Source organism: Streptomyces sp. NPDC049541 (genome assembly GCF_044465725.1).
GTDB lineage: Bacteria > Actinomycetota > Actinomycetes > Streptomycetales > Streptomycetaceae > Streptomyces.
Genome location: NZ_JBITLY010000002.1, coordinates 670,664 through 689,630, shown reverse-complemented (window position 1 = coordinate 689,630; position 18,967 = coordinate 670,664). Strand labels below are relative to the sequence as shown.

Below are 18,967 nucleotides of genomic sequence, written 5' to 3'. Positions count from 1 at the left end.
GGGCTACAGGCCGCTGACCCGGAGCGTGATGTTCAGCCGTCCCGTCAGCCCCAACTCCGCGGGCGCGGTGCCCGCGTACACCCGCGGCACCCCGTGGTAGGCGAGGCGGGACGGTCCGCCGAACACGAACAGGTCGCCGCTGCGCAGCTCGACATCCGTGTACGGCTTCGTGCGGGTCTCGGTGTTGCCGAAGCGGAAGACGCAGGTGTCGCCCAGGCTCAGGGAGACCACCGGTGCGTCGGACTTCTCGTCGCTGTCGCGGTGCATGCCCATGCGGGCTTCGGCGTCGTAGAAGTTGATCAGTGCGATGTCGTACGGTGCCACCGGTTCACCGAGTGTCTCCAGCACCGCCCGCCGGCCGAGTTCGCCCAGTCGGCCCGGGAACGGTTTCACGGGGGCACCGTCTCCGTCGACCACCGTGCGGGCATAGCCGTACGGGTACCAGTGCCAGCCGAGGCAGACCTGCCGGGCGGTCATCGTGCCGCCGCCGGGCGTGCGTACCGTGCGCAGGCCGGCCGGTGGGCGCGCCCACTCGCGGCAGGCCTGCAGCAGCTCGCGCTGGGCGTCCGCGGCCAGCCAGCCGGGCACATGCACCGCGCCGGGCGCAAGCTCCGTGCGCTCCCGTGGGAACAGCTCGGCATCCATGTGATCCATCCTCCCCCACCGGCCGTGAGCTGCGGCTCGGCTAGCCTTGACGCACGATGAACGACCGTATGACGACGCCCTGGGGCGAGCTCGCGCTGGCCCGTTTCCCCGAGGACCCGCGCGAGAGGCTGCGTGCCTGGGACGCCTCCGACGAGTACCTGCTCAGGCACCTCGAAGCCGAGAAGGTCCCGCTGTCCGGCACGGTCGTGGTCCTCGGCGACCGCTGGGGCGCCCTGGTCACCGCGCTCGCGGCGCACCGGCCCGTGCAGATCACCGACTCGTTCCTGGCGCAGGAGGCGACCCGCGCGAACCTGGCCCGGGCCGGCGTGGAGACCGGTGCCGTACGGCTGCTGACCACGCAGGATCCGCCGCCCGACCGCATCGACGTCCTCCTGGTCAGGGTCCCCAAGAGTCTCGCGCTCCTGGAGGACCAGCTGCTGCGGCTGGCGCCCGCGTTGCACGAGGGGACGGTCGTCGTCGGCACCGGGATGGTCAAGGAGATCCACACCTCGACGCTGCAGCTGTTCGAGCGGATCCTGGGGCCGACCCGCACCTCGCTGGCCGAGCGGAAGGCCCGGTTGATCTTCTGCACGCCGGACACGGCCCTGGAGCGGCCCGCGAACCCGTGGCCGTACAGCTACGCGCTGCCCGAGGGCATCGGCCCGGTCTCGGCGCGCACCGTGGTCAACCACGCGGGCGTGTTCTGCGCCGATCGCCTCGACATCGGCACCCGCTTCTTCCTGCAGCACCTGCCGGCGGCGCTGGGCGGCCGGCGGGTGGTGGACCTGGGCTGCGGCAACGGGGTGGTCGGGACGGCGGTGGCGGTGGCCGAGCCGTCGGCCGAGGTGCTGTTCGTGGACGAGTCGTTCCAGGCGGTGGCCTCGGCGGAGGCGACGTACAAGGCGAACGGGGTGCCCGGGCACGCGGAGTTCCGGGTCGGGGACGGGCTGGCGGGGGTGCCGGACGGGAGTGTCGACCTCGTGCTCAGCAATCCGCCGTTCCACTCGCACCAGGCGACGACCGATGCGACGGCGTGGCGGATGTTCACCGGGGCGCGGCGCGTGCTGCGTCCCGGCGGTGAGATGTGGGTGGTCGGCAACCGGCATCTGGGGTACCACGTGAAGCTGCGCAGGGTGTTCGGCAACAGTGAACTGATCGCCGGTGACCCGAAGTTCGTGGTGCTGAAGGCCGTCAGGAAGTGATCAGGCGGCGGGCCGGCCGACGGTCCGGATGATCCCCGTCACCGCCCGCACCATCGCCTCCCTTCCCACGCTCAGATACGTGCGTGAGTCGACCGCCTCGGGGTGGGCGGCGAGGAAGTCACGGATCGCGCCCGTCATGGCGATGTTGAGGGCCGTGCCGACGTTCACCTTGGCGATGCCGCCCGCGACCGCCGCGGCGAGTTCGTGGTCCGGCACACCCGAGGAGCCGTGCAGGACGAGGGGCACGTCCAGGGCGGCCGAGAGGCGTTTGAGGAGGTCGTGGTCGAGGGTGGCGGTGCGGGTGGTCATGGCGTGGGTGCTGCCGATGGCGACGGCGAGGGCGTTCACCCCGGAGTCGCCGACGAAGGCGCGTGCCTCGGCGGGGTCGGTGCGGGCACCCGGCGCATGGGCGTCCAGCGGGGGCTCCCCCGTCTTGCCGCCGACCTGCCCCAACTCGGCCTCGATCCACAGGCCTTGGGAGTGCGCCCAGTCGACGGCGGCTCGGGTCGCGGCGAGGTTCTGCTCGTAGGGCAGACGGGCCGCGTCGTACATCACGGAGCTGAATCCGGCGTCCGCCGCCTGGCGCAGCAGGTCGTCGCTCTGGACATGATCGAGGTGCAGCCCGACCTGCACCGAGGCACGTTCGGCGGCGGCGACGGCCGCACGGGCAAGCGGAAGCAGCCGTCCGTAGCGGAACTTGACGGCGTTCTCGCTGACCTGGAGGACGACGGGGGCCTCGGCGGACTCGGCGCCCGCGATGACGGCCTCGACGTGTTCGAGGGTGACGATGTTGAAGGCGGCGACGGCGGAGCGTCCGGCGGCAGCCTGGGTGACGAGTTCGCCGGTGGTGACGAGGGGCACGGCTTCTCCCTTCCAGCGTTTCGGGGATGCGTCAGGGCGCGAGGGTCACCAAGCGGGTGAGGTGGCGCGGCCGGTCCGAAGCGAGCCCGCGGGCCACGACAACGCGGCGCGCGCCGGCGGCCCGGGTGACGAGTTCGCCGGTGGTGGCGAGCGGCACGGCCTCTCCTTCGGGCGTTTCGGGGCGGGTCAGGGCGCGAGGGTCACCAAGCGGGTGAGGTGGCGCGGCCGGTCCGGGTCGAGCCCGCGGGCCACGACGACGCGGCGCGCGCCGGCGGCCCGGGTGACGAGTTCGCCGGTGGTGGCCAGGGGCACGGCCTCTCCCTTCCAGCGTTTCGGGGATGCGTCAGAGCGCGAGGGTCACCAAGCGGGTGAGGTGGCGCGGCCGGTCCGGGTCGAGCCCGCGGGCCACGACGACGCGGCGCGCGGCAGCGGTCAGACTGACCAGATCGCCCATGGTGACGAGCGGCACGGCTTCTCCCTTCCAGCGCTTCGGGGCGGGTCAGGGCGCGAGGATCACCGAGCGGGTGAGGTGGCGCGGCTGGTCCGGGTCGAGGTCGCGGGCCGTGGCGACGGCGACCGCGAGGCGCTGGGCGCGGACCAGTTCGGCGAGCGGGTCGAGGCCGCCCGCGATCCACAGTGCGCCGGTGGCGCGCACCTGCGCGGCCAGGCCCTCGGGGGCGTCGCCCAGCATCCAGGTGGCCGTGCCCTGGGTGGTGATGCTGATCGGGCCGTGCCGGTACTCCATCGCCGGGTAGGCCTCGGTCCAGGCGAGTGAGGCCTCGCGCATCTTCAGGCCCGCCTCGTTGGCCAGGCCCACCGTCCAGCCCCGCCCCAGGAAGGTGAACTGCGTGCAGGCGACGAGCCCTTCGGGCAGCGGGGTCGCGAGAGCGGTGCGGGCGTGGGCGACGACGGCGTCGGTGTGCAGGCCCAGATGGGCGCGGAGCAGGGTCAGCGCGGTCGTCGCGAACCGCGTCTGTACGACGGACCGCTCGTCCGCGTAGTCGAGGACGACGAGGTCGTCGGCGGCCGCCATGACCGGTGTGTCCGGGTCGGCGGTGATCGCCGTCGTTCGCGTGCGTCCCCTCAACTGGCCGAGCAGGTCGAGGACTTCGGTGGTGGTGCCGGAGCGGGTGAGGGCCACGACACGGTCGTACGAGCGGCCGTGGGGGAACTCGGAGGCGGCGAAGGCGTCCGTCTCGCCCTGTCCCGCGCCCTCGCGCAGTGCGGCGGCCGCCTGCGCCATGAAGTACGAGGTGCCGCACCCGACGATCGCGACCCGCTCCCCCGGCGCGGGGAGCGCTCCGCGGTGCCGGACCGCCTCCGAAGCGGCCCGTATCCAGCACTCGGGCTGGCTGGTCAGCTCGTCCTCGACATGCGTCATGCCGGGCCCTCCCCTGATTCGATCTCTGGTCCGCTTCGCCATGTGTTTTTTCTTGCAAGATATAGCTATCTTTCGAGCACAATCAAGCATACGGGCGCATGGGCACGACCGCCACCCAGGTGGCGCGTACTCCCGACCGTGCGTCCCGGGCCCTGCGATCCACACGCCCGGCCGGTTGATTCGGCCTAGGCTGGGAGCGCGGATGCGGGTCGGGGCAGGGAGGCTGCGATGGGCTCAGGAGCGATCGACCAGGGCGTCCCGGGGGCCGCTCCCCGCTATCTGCCGATCGCCGAGCACGGACTGATCGGCGATCTGCGCAGCGTGGCCCTCGTGGGCACCGACGGCACCATCGACTGGTACTGCTGCCCGGCCTTCGACGCGCCGAGCGTCTTCGCGGCGATCCTGGATGCGGAGCGCGGCGGCTCCTTCGAACTGGCGGCGTCCGTGCCGGCGAAGACCAAGCAGTTCTACTTCCCCGACACCAATGTGCTGATCACCCGCTTCTTCACCGAGGACGGCGTCGGCGAGGTGCAGGACTTCATGCCTCTCAACGGCGGCAAGGTCGAGACCGAAAGGCACCGGCTGATCCGACGGGTGGTGTGCGTGCGCGGCTCCATCCCCTTCCGCACGCGCGTTGCCCCGCGCTTCGACTACGGCACCCGGCCGCACACCGTGCGCCTGGTCGGCGAGGTCGCGGTGTTCGCCTCCGAGGAGCTGTCCCTCGCACTGACGGCGACCGTGCCGCTGGAGATCGACGGGCCGGACGTACAGGCCGACTTCAAGCTCTCCGAGGGCGAGACCGCGGTGTTCGCGCTGGACCAGGTCGGCGGCGACGTGCAGCCGCGCCGCTGCGCGAAACTGGAGGCGGAGGAGCAGTTCGGCACGACGGTCGCGTACTGGCGGCGCTGGCTGTCGGCCTCCAAGCTGCTCACCTACGCGCCCACCGGCGCCATCGTGGCCGCGCCGACCACCAGCCTGCCCGAGCAGCTGGGCGGCGAACGCAACTGGGACTACCGGTACGTGTGGGTGCGCGACGCCGCCTTCGCCGTCTACGCTCTGCTGCGGCTCGGCTTCACCGAAGAGGCCGAGGCGTTCATGAACTTCCTGACCCGGCACGTCAGCCCGTCGGCCGACGGCACCTCCGCACCCCTGCAGATCATGTACGGCATCGACGGCCGCACCGACCTCACCGAACTCGAACTCGACCATCTGGAGGGCCACCAGGGCTCCGCGCCGGTACGCATCGGCAACGCGGCCGCCGACCAGCTCCAGCTCGACATCTACGGCGCCCTGATCGACTCGATCTATCTCTACGACAAGTGGGCCAAGCCCATCTCCAGCGCCCAGTGGGACGACGTGTGCGCGCTGGTGGACTGGGTGTGCGAGCACTGGGACCAGCCCGACGAGGGGATATGGGAGACCCGCGGCGGCCGCAAGAACTTCCTCTACTCGCGGCTGATGTGCTGGGTGGCCATCGAGCGGGCCATCCGCATGGCCAACCGGCGCGGTCTGCCCGCCGACCTGCTCCGCTGGCGCGAGTCCCGCGACACGATCTACCGGCGGATCATGAAGCGGGGCTGGTCCGAGACCCGGCAGGCCTTCGTCCAGCACGAGGACGGTGACGACGTACTCGACGCGGCCGTCCTGATGATGCCGCTGACGAAGTTCATCGCGCCCACCGACCCCAAGTGGCTGTCCACCCTCGACGCGCTCACCCACGACCTGGTGTCCGACTCCCTCGTCTACCGCTACGACCCGACGGCCAGCCCCGACGGGCTGCGCGGCGACGAAGGCACCTTCTCCATCTGCTCGTTCTGGTACGTCGAGGCCATGGTCCACGCCGGCCACATCGACGAGGCACGCCTCGCCTTCGAGAAGATGCTCACCTACGCCAACCATCTGGGCCTGTACGCCGAGGAGATCAGCCACACCGGCGAGCAACAGGGCAACTTCCCGCAGGCGTTCACTCATCTGGCGCTCATCAGCGCGGCCTTCAACCTGGACAAGGCCCTGGGCTGAGGGTGGTGCTGGGGACACCGTGGATCCGGTCCCCAGGCCCAGGGACGGCGGGCCCCACAGCCGGAAGGATTCATCACGTCGGCAATCGGGCCGACGCGGAATCCACTTCACGGACTCGGGGGAACACCCATGACCGAAACCTTCGCCAGGCGCCTGGCAGGCGTCGCCGGCATCGCCGCCGCGGCCGCACTCATCGTCGAAGTACCCCTGTACTTCGTCTACTCGGGCCCGCCGCCGGACACCAACGTGCTCGCCCGGCTGCTGCTCGGAATCGTAGCCCTCGCCTGCCTGGTCGTCTTCGTGACGGCCTTCCGTGAACTGGTCAGGCGCACGCATCCCGCCTACGAGTGGGCAGGCTCGCTCGCCTCCGCCACGGGGCTGGTCTATGCGACGATCACCCTGGTCTCCATGGGCCTCGAGGCCGGCGCGGTCATCGCCACCGACCATCCGATCGACCCGACCATCACGGTCAACGGGACATACATCCTCTACGGATCGATCTCCCGACTGATGCTGGGCCTCTTCCTGACGGCGGTCGGCTACGTCGTCGCACGCACCGACGTCCTGCCCCGCTGGATCAGCCGCTCGGCCTACATCCTGGCCGCGATCAACCTGGCCTTCGTACCGTCCCTGTTCTTCGGCAACACACCCGCGCACTTCTACGCGGCGAACGGCTGGGGCACGACCGCCCTGATGGGGGCGATCCTCAGCTACTGGCTGCTGGCCGTGGGCATCTCCACCTACCGGAGCTCCACCCGCCTGCACGGCTCCCTCGCCGCGTAGCCTCGGCCGCGGATCACCGGCACCTCACCACTGGAGCCCTGATGACGAGCCTCGGCGGCAGACCGGGCCCCGCCGCGGATGAACTCGGCACGCCGCCCGCGCTGACGCTCTCCCGAGTGCGGTTGGGCGCCGGTGGCCCGCTGGCCAGTGTGCGTAGCGCGGACGGCCGGGTCGTCGCCGTCGAGGTGGACAGCAACCTCGGCGGCGCGGTGCTCGACATGGACGGGCGGACCGTGCTGCCGGGCCTTTGGGACGCCCATGTGCACGCGGCGCAGTGGGCCGGCAACCGGCACCGGGCCGATCTCGCCCGGCCGGAGTCCGCGCGGGCGGTCGCTGACATCGTCCGTGTGCACGCGGCCGGACTGCCCACCGCGGCGCTCGCCGCGTCGGCGCGGGGACGACCTGGTGGCCCTGGACGTGGACCCCTCGGAGGCGGACGCGCACACCCTGCGGGAGATGCCAGTGCACGCCATCATGCCGGGCGGGCGGTGGGGGCACGGGCCGCAGTGACGGCGAACGGCGCTCCCGACAGTCCATTCATGGCTGGTCCCGGAATTCCGGGCCCTTGCGGTCAAGGCTGATCAGCAGGGCCGGCAACCGGCTCAGTCATCCGACTCGAGCCGCGCCGCACCGCGAGGATGAACATGGTCAGGTACGGCGATCGACGAAACACGCTGGGTACGGATGTGCGCGTCGACGGCGGATTCATCCTGACCTGGTAGCCGGCGGAAGCCGCGTGAGCGCACCCTGGAAATAACCGGCCGGCGACCGCAACCTTTCAGCCACCACGTATGTCTCATCAAATACCAGTACGAACCAGGCTTCGGGGGACAAGATGAGACGAAGCAGAGCAATACGCAGCAGGACCGCATGGGCAGCGCTCATGCTCCTGGGCACCGCGATGGGAGCGACCGCGGTTCCGGCCGACGCCGCACCCGCCGCCACCGCCCAGACCGTCACCTGCCCCACCGGCTGGGGCAGCCTCGCCAAGACACGCGCAGCATCCACGACGAAGCCGGTCAAGAACATCAGGACCGGCCGCCACACCTGCTACGACCGGATGGTCATCGACATCCCCGGAGCGGCCGGCAGCAGCCTCGGCTACTCCGTCAGGTACGTCAGCCATCTCTACCAGGACGGATCGGGCCGGCTCATACCCGTCGGCGGCGGCGCCGTCCTGGAGGTGCGGGTGCATGCGCCCAGCTACGACCCCGACACAGGGGCGCCCACCTATCCCGCCCGGGCGGGCCGACCGCTGCCGGGCGTCGACCTCACCGGGTACCGCGCGTTCCGGGACACCCGGTTCGCCGGCAGTTTCGAGGGCGACACCCAGCTCGGACTCGGCGTCCGGGCCCGGCTGCCGTTCCGTGTGCTGCGGACCGACGGCCACGTGATCGTGGACGTGGCCCACACCTGGACGGGCAAGCCCTGACGCGTATCAGACACCAGGAGAGTCGGAAGAATCGAGAGAGCCGAGCCAGTCGATCAGTAGCCGGTTGACCTCCTCGGGGCGTTCCTGCTGGATCCAGTGGCCGCAGCCGACGAGGACGTGCGAGGAGGTCAGGCCGGGAAGGGTGGTGGGGTACGCCTCGATCGCGTCCGCCAGCCAGGTGGTGGACGCGTCGAGGGACCCGCCCACGAACAACGAGGGCTGCGCGAGGGGGGCGCCGTGGTGGGCGGCCAGGTCCTCCCAGTCACGGTCCATGGTGCGGTAGCGGTTCAGGGGCCCGGTCAGGCCGGTCCGTTCGAACTCCCCGGCGAAGACGTCGAGTTCGCTCTCGCCGAGCCAGTGCGGCAGACGGTCCGCCGGAAACCTGTCGCGCAGTGTCCCGCCGCGGCCGACGAAATGCGGGTCGGGCGCGCCGGGCGGGGGCATGGTGTCGGCGGACAGTGCCGCGTAGAAGCCGGCGAGCCAGCCTCGTACGTCGGGCTCGATCTCGGCCTCGGCCCGGCCGGGGCTCTGGAAGTAGGAGACGTAGAACTCCTCCTCGCCGCCGATTCCTGCGAAGACCTCGCTGGGCCTGGGGCCTCCGGGCGGGGTGTAGGGCACGCTCAGCAGCCCGACCGCGCGGAACACATCGGGCCGCAGCAGAGCCGAGGTGGCGGCGATGGCCGCGCCCCAGTCGTGTCCGACGATCACCGCGGACCGCTCGCCGAGGGCGTCGACCACGGCGACGTTGTCCGCGACCAGGTCGAGCATGCGGTACGCGGCCACGTCCCCGGGTTTGGAGGAACGTCCGTAACCGCGGACGTCGAGGGCCACGGCACGGTAACCGGCGGCGGCCAGGGCCGGGAGCTGGTACCGCCACGAGTACCAGAACTCCGGAAACCCGTGCACCAGCAGCACCAGGGGCCCGCTGCCCTGTTCGACCAGGTGGGCGCGACCGGCGGGCGAGGGCACGAGGCGGTGGTGGGGGCGGTCGGTGGCTGGGCTCTGCGGCATGGGTCCCTCCCGGGGACGAGCGTGACCGGAGGCGCGGGCGACGATCATGCCGGGTGCGCGGCGATGCGGTCGATGCCTGTTGCCGTTTCAGCAAAACGGCAAACCCGTGCAAGCCCGGATACTGCGCGGCGAGCGCGAGTGCCGTCCGGTAGGGCGCGCCGCCGAGCCGCAGCCCAGGCACTGGTCGCGTCCGGTAGGGGGACCGCGGCCCCATGGTCGGGCGGTGGGGCCCAGCATCGGGCAGCAGGGCCCTGGCGGGAGCTAGCCCGGGTGCTGAGCCGCAGGCGCCCATGCCCGGACGAGCGCCGGGCTGGACGGCTCACCGTGGACCCACCGTTTGGCGCCTGGGTTTGCGTTCTGCCGTTCCGGGGCTGCGGTGTGGAGGCGTCCGTGTCTGGTACTGCCCGCCTTGTTGCGCGCGGTTTTGCGGTGGGTGCCCGGGGCTTGCGGCCCGGCGCAGGCTTCCGTAAGCATCGCCCGCCTCGCCGGGCCGCAAGCCCCGCGACCGCGAGGGCCGCTCAGTCCTCCGCGATCAGTTCCACCGGTGTGGCGATGACGTCCACGAGGGCCTCGCCGCGCAGTGCGGTCAGGGCGAGGGGGCGTCCTATGGCGTCCTCCAGCATCAGCCGCTGCAGGGCCTGGGCGTTGGTCACCGGTTCGCCGTGGGCCGTGATCAGCAGGTCGCCGTCCCGCAGTCCGGCGCGGGCGGCTGGGGAGGCGGGCACGACCTCGACGATCCGCAGGCCCGTGTGGCGACCGGTGCGGGCCCGCAGCAGGGGCGGCAGCGGCGCGGGGATGCCGGCGAGGCCGAGGTAGGCGCGGCGGACTCTGCCGTCGGAGAGCAGGGTCGCGATGATCTGGCGGCTGGTGCCGTTCACCGGGATGGCGAGGCCCAGGCCGACGTCGGCGATGGCGGTGTTGATGCCGACCACGCTGCCGTCTGCCGTGGCGAGCGCCCCTCCCGAGCTGCCGGGGTGGAGGGTGGCGTCGGTCTGGACGACGTCGTCGATGACGCGGGTCGCCCTGCCCGCGCTCGCCGGCAGCGACCGGCCCAGCGCGCTGACCACTCCGGCGGTGACGCTGCCGGCCAGTCCGAGGGGGTTGCCGACCGCCACGACCAGCTGCCCCACCCGTAGCGCGTCGGCCTCGCCGAGCCGGGCCGGCGGCGGGGTCGGCCCGTCGGCGCGGACCACCGCGAGGTCGGAGAGCGGGTCGGCGCCGATGACATGGAAGGGGGTGATCGTGCCGTCGGCGAAGTGCGCCGTACCGGCGTCGGAGTGCCCCACGACATGGGCGTTGGTGAGCAGGAAGCCGTCGTCGGTGAAGACCACCGCGGAGCCGGTCCCCCTGACGAATCGGCCTCTTGAGCGGCGGTGCGCGACGTTCAGGGCCGCCACCTTCGCGGTGAGCTCGGCGGCGACGAAGGTGACGATCTGCGAGTAGGAGTCGAGCGCGGCCTGCTCCTGACGGGAGCGGTCGGGCTCGGAAAGTGTCTCGGCCACGAGTCGACCTTTCCGCTGGCCCAAGGGCATGCATGCGCGTATTACATGCTTACACCCTTGCTCCGACAGGCGGACCGGACTTCGCTGCGGGCTGACGCCGGTGGTCGTTCAGGGTGTGCGGGGCCCCGCGGCGCCGGAGGTCGTCCGCGAGGTGCGCAGGGTCCCGACCGTCTTCAGCAGACGGTCGGCGGGTGCGCGCAGCTCGGGGTGGGCATTGACCGTGTTCCGCAGGCCCCGCACGGGTCTGCGCCACAGCCGGTGCGCCGCCGCGACCGGGTGGGGGCGGCTGGCGAATCCTTCCGCCACGCGCAGCTCACGGGTCTTGAGCCAGTCCTTGTACTCCTTGTCGCCGCGCCCCAGGTCCATCAGCGTCACCCCGTTCCGGGCAGCCGCCTCGGCGGTGCGCAGATGCATCATCAGGCCGGGCGAGTAGTAGTGCAGGTCGGGGTCGTAGGCGGTGAACCAGGCCGCCAGCACGGTGCGCGACCGGGGCCCGAAGTGCGCCGCGACCGGCCGGTCGCCCGCGTACAACACCGACAGCACACCGGTGAAGTGCTCCTCGCGGACCTCGAAGAGATGGTCCACCAGGTCGACGATCCACGGCCGCGAGAAGCGGTCCATCCGGCCGGTCCTGCGGTACTGGGCGGACTTCCACTGCATGAGCCGGCGCAGCATCCGCGGATCGCGCTCGTCGAACTCGAAGCGCACCTCGCCCACGTCCCGCCCGAGCCGGCGTTCCTTCTTGAGCGTCGTCTTGGCCAGCCCGGGATAGGCACCGCGCAGCCACGGCGCATAGCCGCTCTCGTCGGGTTTCAGATCGACGACCGGGGAGGCGAACATCCCGGTCACATGCCGGCCGAACGGCTTCTGTTCCTCGACGAGATGATCGAACTCGAAGATGGACAGCCCGCAGGCTCTCAGCAGTTCCTGGGCGTCCCAGGTGACTCCGGGGCGGTGCACCAGCGCCTGGCAGTCGGAGAGGCCGAGCCCGACGGCCCGGCCGACGCCGAAGGCGTTGCGTTCGTACGGGAAGAAGCCGACCGGCGCCCCGTCCTCACGCAGGACGGCGATCCGGGTGCCGGGGCGGTATCTGCCGATCCCGAGGGCGAACTCCGGAGCCAGGAAGGGATTGGCGTACTCGGGGGACTCGTCCATCGCCGCATGCCACGCCGTACGCAGCGAGGTGCTCAGTTCGTCGACTCTGTGGATCGTGACGTCCACGTCAGATCATCCGCCCTTCCCCAGGCTCCGCGAGGGACGACCCGGCCGCAGGGCAGGCCGGTAGAGCGTGTGGACCCCTGTTCATTGATCGCATCCGCGACCGCTCCCCCCGTGACGTCCCCCCGCGGCGCACCGTCCGCGTCCTACCACGTTCCTTGAGTATCCGCCGGTTCCCGGCCGTGTACACGGTCGTTCCTCGGTCGATCCTCGGGTTCCGAACTGTCCGCCGAGGATCAAACGTCGCGAAACAGTACGCATGTTGTCAAGAGTGCCTGCCGCTACAAAACGGCAGCAGAAGATGCGGCCCTTGCCGCGCACGCACATTTCACGCCGTCCTCATGTGCGGGCCGTTTCACCGGCCCGGGCTCCAACTAGCGTCGTGCAGTGGCCCGAACCGACCCGAGTGAGGTTTCGATGTCCGCAAGGCACACCCTCGCCGCCCTGGCGCTCGCTCCCCTGCTCGTCTTCCCGGCGGCGGCCCATGCGACGACGTACGACGGCTCCCGCGTGCCGCCTGGGAAGACGCACTTCGACCTGCAGGCCCACCGCGGCGGCATCGGCATGACGACCGAGGAGTCCCTGGAGGGATTCGGCAAGGCGATGCGTCTTGGGGTGTCCACCCTGGAACTGGACACCCAGATCACCAGGGACCAGAAGGTCGTCGTCAACCACGACCGGCAGGTCAGCGCCCAGAAGTGCCGTGACACGGCACCCGCGACGCCGGGCGACCCGATGTATCCGTACGTCGGGAAGTACATCAAGGACCTCACGCTGGCCCAGATCAAGACCATGGACTGCGGCTACCAGCAACTACCCGGTTTCCCCGAGCAGGAGGTGGTCAAGGGGTTCCGGATGGTCGAGCTGAAGGACGTCCTGAACCTGGTCAGGAGCTATCACGCGAGGCAGCTCAAGCTGAACATCGAGACCAAGGTCGAGGCGGGCGCCCCCGAACAGACCGCACCACGCGCGCTGTTCGTGCGCCGGGTCTACGAGGAGATCCACCGCTCCAGCATCGAGCGCCAGGTCACCATCGAGTCCTTCGACTGGGGCGCGCTGAAGGTGATGCACAAACTGGCCCCGAAGTGGCCCCTCGTCGCGCTCACCAACTACGACTTCCTCCAGGTCGGCCGGCCCGGCGCCTCCCCGTGGCTCGGCGGGATCGACGCCGACGACTACGGCGGCGACTTCGTGAAGGCGGCCGCCACCATCCCCGGCGTCAGGGCCCTCTCCCCCAACTACGGCTTTCCGCAGACCGGAAAGGTCGGCGAACCGGACTTCCGCTTCTACTCCGACCGGACGATGGTCCAGGAGGCCCATGCACGGGGCCTGAAGGTCATCCCGTGGACCTGCGACGATCCGGCCACCGTGGAAGCGCTGATGGACATGGGCGTCGACGGCATCATCACCAACTACCCCAACCACGTACGGCAGATCATGGCCGACCGGGGCATGCGCCTGCCCAAGCCGTACGAGCCCGTTGACACGCCCGAGCGGAGTAAGTGATCTACGTCTCAGCGGGTGAACCGGGCGCCGGCGAACGCGGTCACTGCAGATGACATAGTCATCGAGTGCCTGCGGCGGATGATCCGCGCCGGCACATGAGGACGCCCCCCACCGTGCCCAACACCCAGCAGGACACCCCCACTTCGCTCCTCCGAGCCAAGTCCATACCGGCGCCGGTCGCGCCACCCCCGCGTGACCGGCGCCCCCGTCCGCCCGGCCGCCACGACCCCCACCTCCTGGCGACCGCCCTGTTCGCCGCGTACGCGATCCTGTCCCTCCTCCGGTACGAGCATCTGGCGACACGCTCCTGGGACCTCGGCATCTTCGAGCAGGCGGTCCGTGGCTAGGCCCAGCGGCGGGCGCCGGTCGTCGATCTGAAGGGGCCCGGGTTCAACATCCTGGGCGATCACTTCAGCCCGGTGCTCGCTCTGCTCGCCCCCGTCTACACCCCGACGCCCGTCACGTGATCGACGACGCCGCCTACGGTTACGTCGTCCTCAAGCACAGGTCGTGAGCGGCAGCCACCGGCCGTCATTGACAATCTGGATCAACCAAGGTTGTCATGTCCACATGCTGCGATGCTCTGGGACCTGCTGCACTCGCCGCGGGTACCGTCATTGAGCGGGCGCCGCGCGCTGCTCGACACCGCCCTGGCCGAATTGACGGCCCGCCCCGGAGTGCTCCTCCACGGCCCCGCAGGTATCGGCAGGTCCACGCTCCTCACCGCCCTGGCGGCGTCCCTGGCCGCGCAGGACACGTCATGCACGGTGTTGTACTGCTCGCCCGCCCAGGAAGATGCCCGACTGCCGTTCGTCGGCCTGATCGACCTGTTCACGCGGGTGCCGGAGAGCTGCCTGGAGGCCCTCGCGCCGCAGCCGCGGGCGGTGCTGCGGGCGGTCCTGCTGCGCGGTCCGGAACCGGCCGACGACCGAGCCCGTCTCGCGGTGCGCGTCGCCGTCGTCGACGTGCTGCGCGCCCTTGCCGCCGCCGGCCCCGTGCTGCTGGTGATCGACGACCTCCAGTGGCTCGACGTGCCGAGCGCCGAGGTGCTGGCCTTCGCCGTACGCCGTCTCGAAGGCCTCGCCGTCCGGATGGTGGCTGCCGAGCGGGTGGCCGACGGCGAGCAGCCCGAACGGCTGCGCTGCTGCCCGCCGGGCACCGTCGAAGTGCCGGTGCCGCCCATGACGGACGCCGAGGTGGCCCACCTGGTGCGCACGGCGATCGGCGCCGATCTGCCGCCGGCGGTGCTGCGGGCGGTCCAGGACACCGCTGCCGGAAACCCGTCGTACGCGCTGGAGTTGGGGCGTGCGGCCCCGCGCGACGCGGCCTCCGTCGGCTTCGGGCGGGCGCTGCCCGTGCCCCGGAGGCTGCGCGACCTGCTGCTGGACCAGGTACGTACGCTGCCGGAGACCGTGCGGCACACTCTTCTCGTCGCATGCACCGCCGCCCGCCCCAGCCTCACCGTGCTGCGGGCCGCCGGGCTGGACGACCCGGCCGCGGACCTCGCGGAGGCCGAACGGCTCGGGGTCGCTGCGGTCGACGACGACGGAACCGTACGTTTCAGCCTTCCGCTGATCCGGGCCGCCGTCCGCGCCGACGCCCCGGAACACAGCCGAAGACAGGCGCACGGCGTGCTGGCCCGTGCGGTCACCGAGCCCGTGGAGCAGGCCCGCCATCTCGCTCTCGCGCACCCGTACGAGGACGAGGTCACCGCGCGTACGCTGATGTCCGCGGCCGAGTCGGCCCGCCGCGACGGCGCGCCCGATGCCGCCTTCGAACTGGCCGGACTCGCCGCCCGGCGCACTCCTGGCGACCGCCCCGCGGACCGGGCCGACCGGCTGCTGGCCGCGGCCGACTACGCGTGTGACGCCGGGCAGTTGGAGGAGGCGGGGCAGGCGGCGGAGACCGTGCTCGCCGGGTCGGGCTCGGCACGGCAGCGGGTGCAGGCCCGGCTGATCCTGCTGCGCAACGCCGGGCAGGCGCTGGGAGGCGCCCGTGACCTGATCGAGGACGGCCTCAGGGACGCCGACGGCGACCCTGAGGCCGAGGGATGGCTGCACCACTGGGCGGCCGTACGCGGCTTGCTGTGCGGGGAGTTGGCGGAAGCGGCCCGGCATGCCCGGCGCGCCGCCCGGCAGGCGGCCCGGGCAGGCGACACCGACACGCGGATCGGCGCCCTCGCCACCTTGGCCCGGGTGCAGTCCCTGGCCGGGCAACCGGCCGCCGCCGGGGCCGCGATCGAGGAGGCCCTCACCCTGGTCGGCGGCGCCGACGCCGGGCCGGAGAGCTGGGGGCTGATCCGGATGCGCGCGATCCTCGCCCTGGACTCCGACCGGGTCACCGAGGCCGGGCAACAGGTCGGCGAACTCCTCGCGGACATCGGCGAGTTCGCCGGGGTCGAGGAGGTGATGGCGACCCTGGTGGCGCTCACCCGTATCCAGGTGCGCGCCGGGCACTGCCGGGAGGCACTGCGCACCGCGGCCCGCTGCTCGCGCGCCCTGGCCGAGACGGGCGTACAGGCGGCGCCCGCACTGTATGCGGCGGCACTCGCGGCGACCGCGGGCGGCACCGCCGACGAGGCCCGGCACCTGGCCGAGCAGGCGGTCAGGGCCTCGGAGGCGGACGGCGACCGGCTGTTCCTGCTGCGCGCGCTGGCGGTGCTCGGACAGGCCGAGCTGCTCGCCGGCGACCCTCGGGGTGCGGCGGCCGCGGCCGAGGCGCTGCACCGTGTCAGAGAACTGGGCGAGGCGATGGGCGCCGCCGATCCGCCGCTGCTGCACTGGTACGGCGACCTCGCCGAATCCCTGGTCATCCTGGGCGAGACGGACAGCGCCGGGGCGGTGCTCCGCGAGGCCCGCGCACGGGTGTCCGACGATGCGCCCGGCAGCGTACTGGCGGCTCTGGAACGGGCGGAGGGGCTGCGGGAGGCGGGGCTCGGCCGGGCGAAGGAGGGGGCGCTGCGACTGCGTGCTGCGGCGGACCGTCTGAGTCACCTCCCCCTGCCCATGGAGCTGGTGCGCACCCTGATCGCGCTCGGCGCGGTCGAGCGCCGCGCCCGCCGCAGGACCGCGGCACGAGCAGCGCTCGGCGAGGCGCTGGAGACCGCGACACGCATCGGCGCCGCTCCGCTGGCCGCGCGGGCCGGGGACGAGCTGGCGCGGCTGGACGCCGGGGACCGCAGCGGTGAGGCGGGCGCGGCCGGACCCGAACTCACCCCGACGGAGGCCAGGATCGCCGAACTCGTCGGTGGCGGGGCCACCAACCGGGAAGTCGCCGCTGAGCTGTTCATCAGCGTCAAGACGGTGGAAGGCGCCCTGTCGCGGGTCTACCGCAAGGTCGGTGTCCGCTCGCGCACCGCGCTCGCCCATGCGATGGCGGTCGCCGTCATCGCCTCCGGGGCGGCGGCCGCGAGCGCCGGGGACGACGACCAAGCAAGGCCCGCTGCCCAGGCAGTCACGTCGAGTCAGCCGGCCCGGGTCCGCACGGCCCGTGCGCTGGGCAACCCCCGCTGACGTGACATCCGGCGTTCACGTGACATCAGTTGTTAACACGTGAAGCAAGGGTTCCCCCGCTTATGCGGGTGGGGCGGTTGTTCCTACGTTGAAGCCGTTCCGACTTCCGGGACGCCACCCCCCACCTCCGGAGGACCTCAGTGAAGTCACGTCTGAAACTGCTCGGCCTGGTCACCGTTCCGGCCCTGCTCGCCGCCGCCGTACCCGCCGCCTACGCCGCGGGCACCGGTCAGCCGAACGCAACGCGCGCCGCCGTCACCGGAGATGTCCTCGAGGGACTGAACAAGAACGCGACCCGTACCGGCCACGTCGCCGCCGCGAAGCGGATATCGGTGGCCATCAGCCTGACCCCCAGAAACGACAAGGCACTCGACACATTTGTCGCCAAGGTCAGCGACCCGCGGTCGAGTTCCTACGGCCACTACCTGACGAAGGGCCAGTTCGCTGCGCGCTTCGGCCGGACCGACGCCGAGGTCGGACAGCTCAAGGACTACCTGCGCGCGCAGGGCCTCACCATCGGCAAGGTCCACTCGGGCAATCTGCTGGTCGACGCCAGCGGCACCGCCGCCCAGCTGGAGAAGGCCTTCGGCACCAAGCTGTCGACCTGGAAGGACACGGCCTCGGGGCGCTCCTTCTACGCCAACGACACCGCGCCGACGCTGCCGGCCTCCGTCGCCTCCCTCGTCAGTGACGTGGCCGGCCTCAACAATCGCCTCACCCTGCACCACCAGGCGCCCTCCACCGTCACCCCGCACAACGGCCCGGGCGGCGGCTACACCCCGGCGCAGCTCAAGGGCGGCTACAACGTCTCCGGCACGTACACCGGCAGCGGCCAGAAGATCGCCCTGCTGGAGTTCGACGGCTTCCAGCAGTCCAACATCACCAAGTACGACACCAACTACAGCCTGGGCTCGCCCAACCCGACCGTGCAGAAGGTCGACGGCGGCTCCGGCGCGCTCGGCGACGGCCAGGTCGAGGTCGAGCTGGACATCGAGGTCCTGCACGCGATCGCCCCCAAGGCGAACGTCACGGTCTTCGAGGGCCCCAACTCCGACGCCGGCGAGGTCGACACCTACCAGGCCATCGTCGACAGCGGCATCCCCACCACCTCGATCAGCTGGGGCGCCGCCGAGAGCGCCCGCACCACCTCCGGCATCAACGCCGTGGACGCCGTGTTCAAGGCGGGTGCCGCCCAGGGCCTCGGCTTCTACGCGGCCTCCGGTGACAGCGGCTCCGACGACGCGGGCGACGGCGGCACCTCCGTCGACTACCCGGCCAGCGACCCGTATGTCACCGGTGTCGGCGGCACCAAGCTGACCGTGACCTCGTCCAACGCCTTCAGCAAGGAAGTGGCCTGGTCCGGCGGTGGCGGCGGCAAGTCCTCCGTCTTCAAGATCCCCAGCTGGCAGACCGCGGTGCAGAAGAGCGCCGGCGGCGGCTTCCGCCAGGTCCCGGACGTGTCGGCGCACGCCAACCCCAGCCCGGGTGTCTCGATCTACTCGCAGGGCTCGTGGTCCTCGGTCGGCGGCACCAGCGCGGCGGCCCCCGAGTGGGCGGCGTTCGCGGCCCTGTACAACCAGCAGGCCGCGGCGGCCGGCAAGGCCAACCTCGGCTTCGCCAACCCGGCCCTCTACTCGGCGAGCGGCACCGGCTTCCACGACATCACCAGCGGCAGCAACGGCGCCTACTCCGCGGCCACCGGCTGGGACTTCACCACCGGATGGGGCTCGTACAACGCCGCCACCCTGGCGAGCAAGCTGCTCGGCTGACCCCGGGCGGCTGACGACGGACCTGTGCAGCGCGGGCCGGGAACACTCCCGGTCCGCGCTGCGGCATGAACCGGTGGACGGTCTCGGACCTGATGGACGCGGTCGTCGGGCCCGAGCGGTCCGCCC

Annotated in this window: 17 protein-coding genes and 1 pseudogene; 9 read left to right on the top strand and 9 right to left on the bottom strand. The window is 71.6% G+C overall.

Going from position 1 to position 18,967, the window contains the following annotated elements; translation table 11 throughout:
* Positions 1 to 3: 3 nt before the first annotated feature.
* Positions 4 to 645 (bottom strand): alpha-ketoglutarate-dependent dioxygenase AlkB family protein, encoded by a 642-nt coding sequence (locus tag ACIBW9_RS10260; protein WP_398953221.1) that lies wholly within the window; start codon positions 643 to 645, stop codon positions 4 to 6.
* A gap of 68 nt (positions 646 to 713) precedes the next feature.
* On the opposite strand from ACIBW9_RS10260, the gene ACIBW9_RS10255 reads away from it, so the two are divergent.
* Positions 714 to 1,847: a methyltransferase gene (locus tag ACIBW9_RS10255; RefSeq protein ID WP_398953971.1), complete on the top strand. Its 1,134-nt coding sequence runs from the start codon at positions 714 to 716 to the stop codon at positions 1,845 to 1,847.
* Here the strand turns inward: ACIBW9_RS10255 and ACIBW9_RS10250 are convergent, their stop codons facing one another.
* Genes ACIBW9_RS10250 through ACIBW9_RS10230 form a run of 5 tightly spaced genes read right to left on the bottom strand, consistent with a single transcriptional unit; the run spans position 1,848 to position 4,089 of the window.
* Positions 1,848 to 2,708 carry a ketose-bisphosphate aldolase gene (locus ACIBW9_RS10250; protein ID WP_398953219.1) on the bottom strand — a complete coding sequence of 287 codons (861 nt, stop codon included), beginning with the start codon at positions 2,706 to 2,708 and terminating at the stop codon, positions 1,848 to 1,850. It lies immediately after the preceding gene.
* 31 nt (positions 2,709 to 2,739) lie between these two features.
* Positions 2,740 to 2,865 carry a hypothetical protein gene (locus tag ACIBW9_RS10245; RefSeq protein ID WP_398953217.1) on the bottom strand — a complete coding sequence of 42 codons (126 nt, stop codon included), beginning with the start codon at positions 2,863 to 2,865 and terminating at the stop codon, positions 2,740 to 2,742.
* Positions 2,866 to 2,894: 29 nt separating this feature from the next.
* Positions 2,895 to 3,020, bottom strand: coding sequence for a hypothetical protein (locus tag ACIBW9_RS10240; RefSeq protein ID WP_398953215.1), 126 nt, complete (start codon positions 3,018 to 3,020; stop codon positions 2,895 to 2,897).
* A 31-nt stretch (positions 3,021 to 3,051) separates the two neighbouring features.
* Positions 3,052 to 3,177: a hypothetical protein gene (locus tag ACIBW9_RS10235; RefSeq protein ID WP_398953213.1), complete on the bottom strand. Its 126-nt coding sequence runs from the start codon at positions 3,175 to 3,177 to the stop codon at positions 3,052 to 3,054.
* 30 nt (positions 3,178 to 3,207) lie between these two features.
* Positions 3,208 to 4,089: an SIS domain-containing protein gene (locus ACIBW9_RS10230; protein WP_398953211.1), complete on the bottom strand. Its 882-nt coding sequence runs from the start codon at positions 4,087 to 4,089 to the stop codon at positions 3,208 to 3,210.
* 228 nt (positions 4,090 to 4,317) lie between these two features.
* On the opposite strand from ACIBW9_RS10230, the gene ACIBW9_RS10225 reads away from it, so the two are divergent.
* The 4 genes from ACIBW9_RS10225 to ACIBW9_RS10210 all read left to right on the top strand — a co-directional run bounded on the left by ACIBW9_RS10225 (position 4,318) and on the right by ACIBW9_RS10210 (position 8,323).
* Positions 4,318 to 6,108 carry a glycoside hydrolase family 15 protein gene (locus tag ACIBW9_RS10225; RefSeq protein WP_398953209.1) on the top strand — a complete coding sequence of 597 codons (1,791 nt, stop codon included), beginning with the start codon at positions 4,318 to 4,320 and terminating at the stop codon, positions 6,106 to 6,108.
* Between the two features lie 129 nt (positions 6,109 to 6,237).
* On the top strand, positions 6,238 to 6,891 hold the full coding sequence (locus ACIBW9_RS10220) for a hypothetical protein (protein ID WP_398953207.1): 654 nt from the start codon (positions 6,238 to 6,240) through the stop codon (positions 6,889 to 6,891).
* A gap of 41 nt (positions 6,892 to 6,932) precedes the next feature.
* The gene (locus ACIBW9_RS10215) at positions 6,933 to 7,472 is read left to right on the top strand and encodes a hypothetical protein (protein ID WP_398953205.1); all 540 of its coding nucleotides are present in this window, start codon (positions 6,933 to 6,935) and stop codon (positions 7,470 to 7,472) included.
* 302 nt (positions 7,473 to 7,774) lie between these two features.
* On the top strand, positions 7,775 to 8,323 hold the full coding sequence (locus ACIBW9_RS10210) for a hypothetical protein (protein WP_398953204.1): 549 nt from the start codon (positions 7,775 to 7,777) through the stop codon (positions 8,321 to 8,323).
* 6 nt (positions 8,324 to 8,329) lie between these two features.
* On the opposite strand, the gene ACIBW9_RS10205 is transcribed toward ACIBW9_RS10210, so the two are convergent.
* The 3 genes from ACIBW9_RS10205 to ACIBW9_RS10195 all read right to left on the bottom strand — a co-directional run bounded on the left by ACIBW9_RS10205 (position 8,330) and on the right by ACIBW9_RS10195 (position 12,057).
* Positions 8,330 to 9,334, bottom strand: a complete 1,005-nt coding sequence (locus ACIBW9_RS10205; RefSeq protein ID WP_398953202.1) for an alpha/beta fold hydrolase — start codon at positions 9,332 to 9,334, stop codon at positions 8,330 to 8,332.
* Between the two features lie 518 nt (positions 9,335 to 9,852).
* Positions 9,853 to 10,836: a S1C family serine protease gene (locus tag ACIBW9_RS10200; RefSeq protein WP_398953200.1), complete on the bottom strand. Its 984-nt coding sequence runs from the start codon at positions 10,834 to 10,836 to the stop codon at positions 9,853 to 9,855.
* A 108-nt stretch (positions 10,837 to 10,944) separates the two neighbouring features.
* Positions 10,945 to 12,057, bottom strand: a complete 1,113-nt coding sequence (locus ACIBW9_RS10195) for a GNAT family N-acetyltransferase (RefSeq protein WP_398953198.1) — start codon at positions 12,055 to 12,057, stop codon at positions 10,945 to 10,947.
* Positions 12,058 to 12,471: 414 nt separating this feature from the next.
* On the opposite strand from ACIBW9_RS10195, the gene ACIBW9_RS10190 reads away from it, so the two are divergent.
* From ACIBW9_RS10190 to ACIBW9_RS10175, 4 genes and pseudogenes are all read left to right on the top strand, one after another.
* Entirely contained in the window at positions 12,472 to 13,560 is a 1,089-nt protein-coding gene (locus tag ACIBW9_RS10190; protein WP_398953196.1) for a glycerophosphodiester phosphodiesterase family protein, read from the top strand.
* 164 nt (positions 13,561 to 13,724) lie between these two features.
* A pseudogene (locus ACIBW9_RS10185) lies at positions 13,725 to 14,024 on the top strand (DUF2079 domain-containing protein); the annotation flags it as partial.
* A gap of 114 nt (positions 14,025 to 14,138) precedes the next feature.
* Positions 14,139 to 17,072, top strand: coding sequence for an AAA family ATPase (locus ACIBW9_RS10180; RefSeq protein ID WP_398953194.1), 2,934 nt, complete (start codon positions 14,139 to 14,141; stop codon positions 17,070 to 17,072).
* 140 nt (positions 17,073 to 17,212) lie between these two features.
* Positions 17,213 to 18,841, top strand: a complete 1,629-nt coding sequence (locus ACIBW9_RS10175; RefSeq protein ID WP_398953192.1) for a protease pro-enzyme activation domain-containing protein — start codon at positions 17,213 to 17,215, stop codon at positions 18,839 to 18,841.
* The last annotated feature ends 126 nt before the right edge of the window (positions 18,842 to 18,967 follow it).

What these genes read in the sequence shown, in the direction of transcription:
- ACIBW9_RS10180 (WP_398953194.1), top strand. Translation starts at nt 14,139, where the DNA reads ATGCTCTGGGACCTGCTGCACTCGCCGCGGGTACCGTCATTGAGCGGG.
- ACIBW9_RS10210 (WP_398953204.1), top strand. Translation starts at nt 7,775, where the DNA reads ATGCTCCTGGGCACCGCGATGGGAGCGACCGCGGTTCCGGCCGACGCC.
- ACIBW9_RS10255 (WP_398953971.1), top strand. Translation starts at nt 714, where the DNA reads ATGACGACGCCCTGGGGCGAGCTCGCGCTGGCCCGTTTCCCCGAGGAC.
- ACIBW9_RS10225 (WP_398953209.1), top strand. Translation starts at nt 4,318, where the DNA reads ATGGGCTCAGGAGCGATCGACCAGGGCGTCCCGGGGGCCGCTCCCCGC.
- ACIBW9_RS10230 (WP_398953211.1), bottom strand. Translation starts at nt 4,089, where the DNA reads ATGACGCATGTCGAGGACGAGCTGACCAGCCAGCCCGAGTGCTGGATA.
- ACIBW9_RS10260 (WP_398953221.1), bottom strand. Translation starts at nt 645, where the DNA reads ATGGATGCCGAGCTGTTCCCACGGGAGCGCACGGAGCTTGCGCCCGGC.
- ACIBW9_RS10220 (WP_398953207.1), top strand. Translation starts at nt 6,238, where the DNA reads ATGACCGAAACCTTCGCCAGGCGCCTGGCAGGCGTCGCCGGCATCGCC.
- ACIBW9_RS10215 (WP_398953205.1), top strand. Translation starts at nt 6,933, where the DNA reads ATGACGAGCCTCGGCGGCAGACCGGGCCCCGCCGCGGATGAACTCGGC.
- ACIBW9_RS10190 (WP_398953196.1), top strand. Translation starts at nt 12,472, where the DNA reads ATGTCCGCAAGGCACACCCTCGCCGCCCTGGCGCTCGCTCCCCTGCTC.
- ACIBW9_RS10205 (WP_398953202.1), bottom strand. Translation starts at nt 9,334, where the DNA reads ATGCCGCAGAGCCCAGCCACCGACCGCCCCCACCACCGCCTCGTGCCC.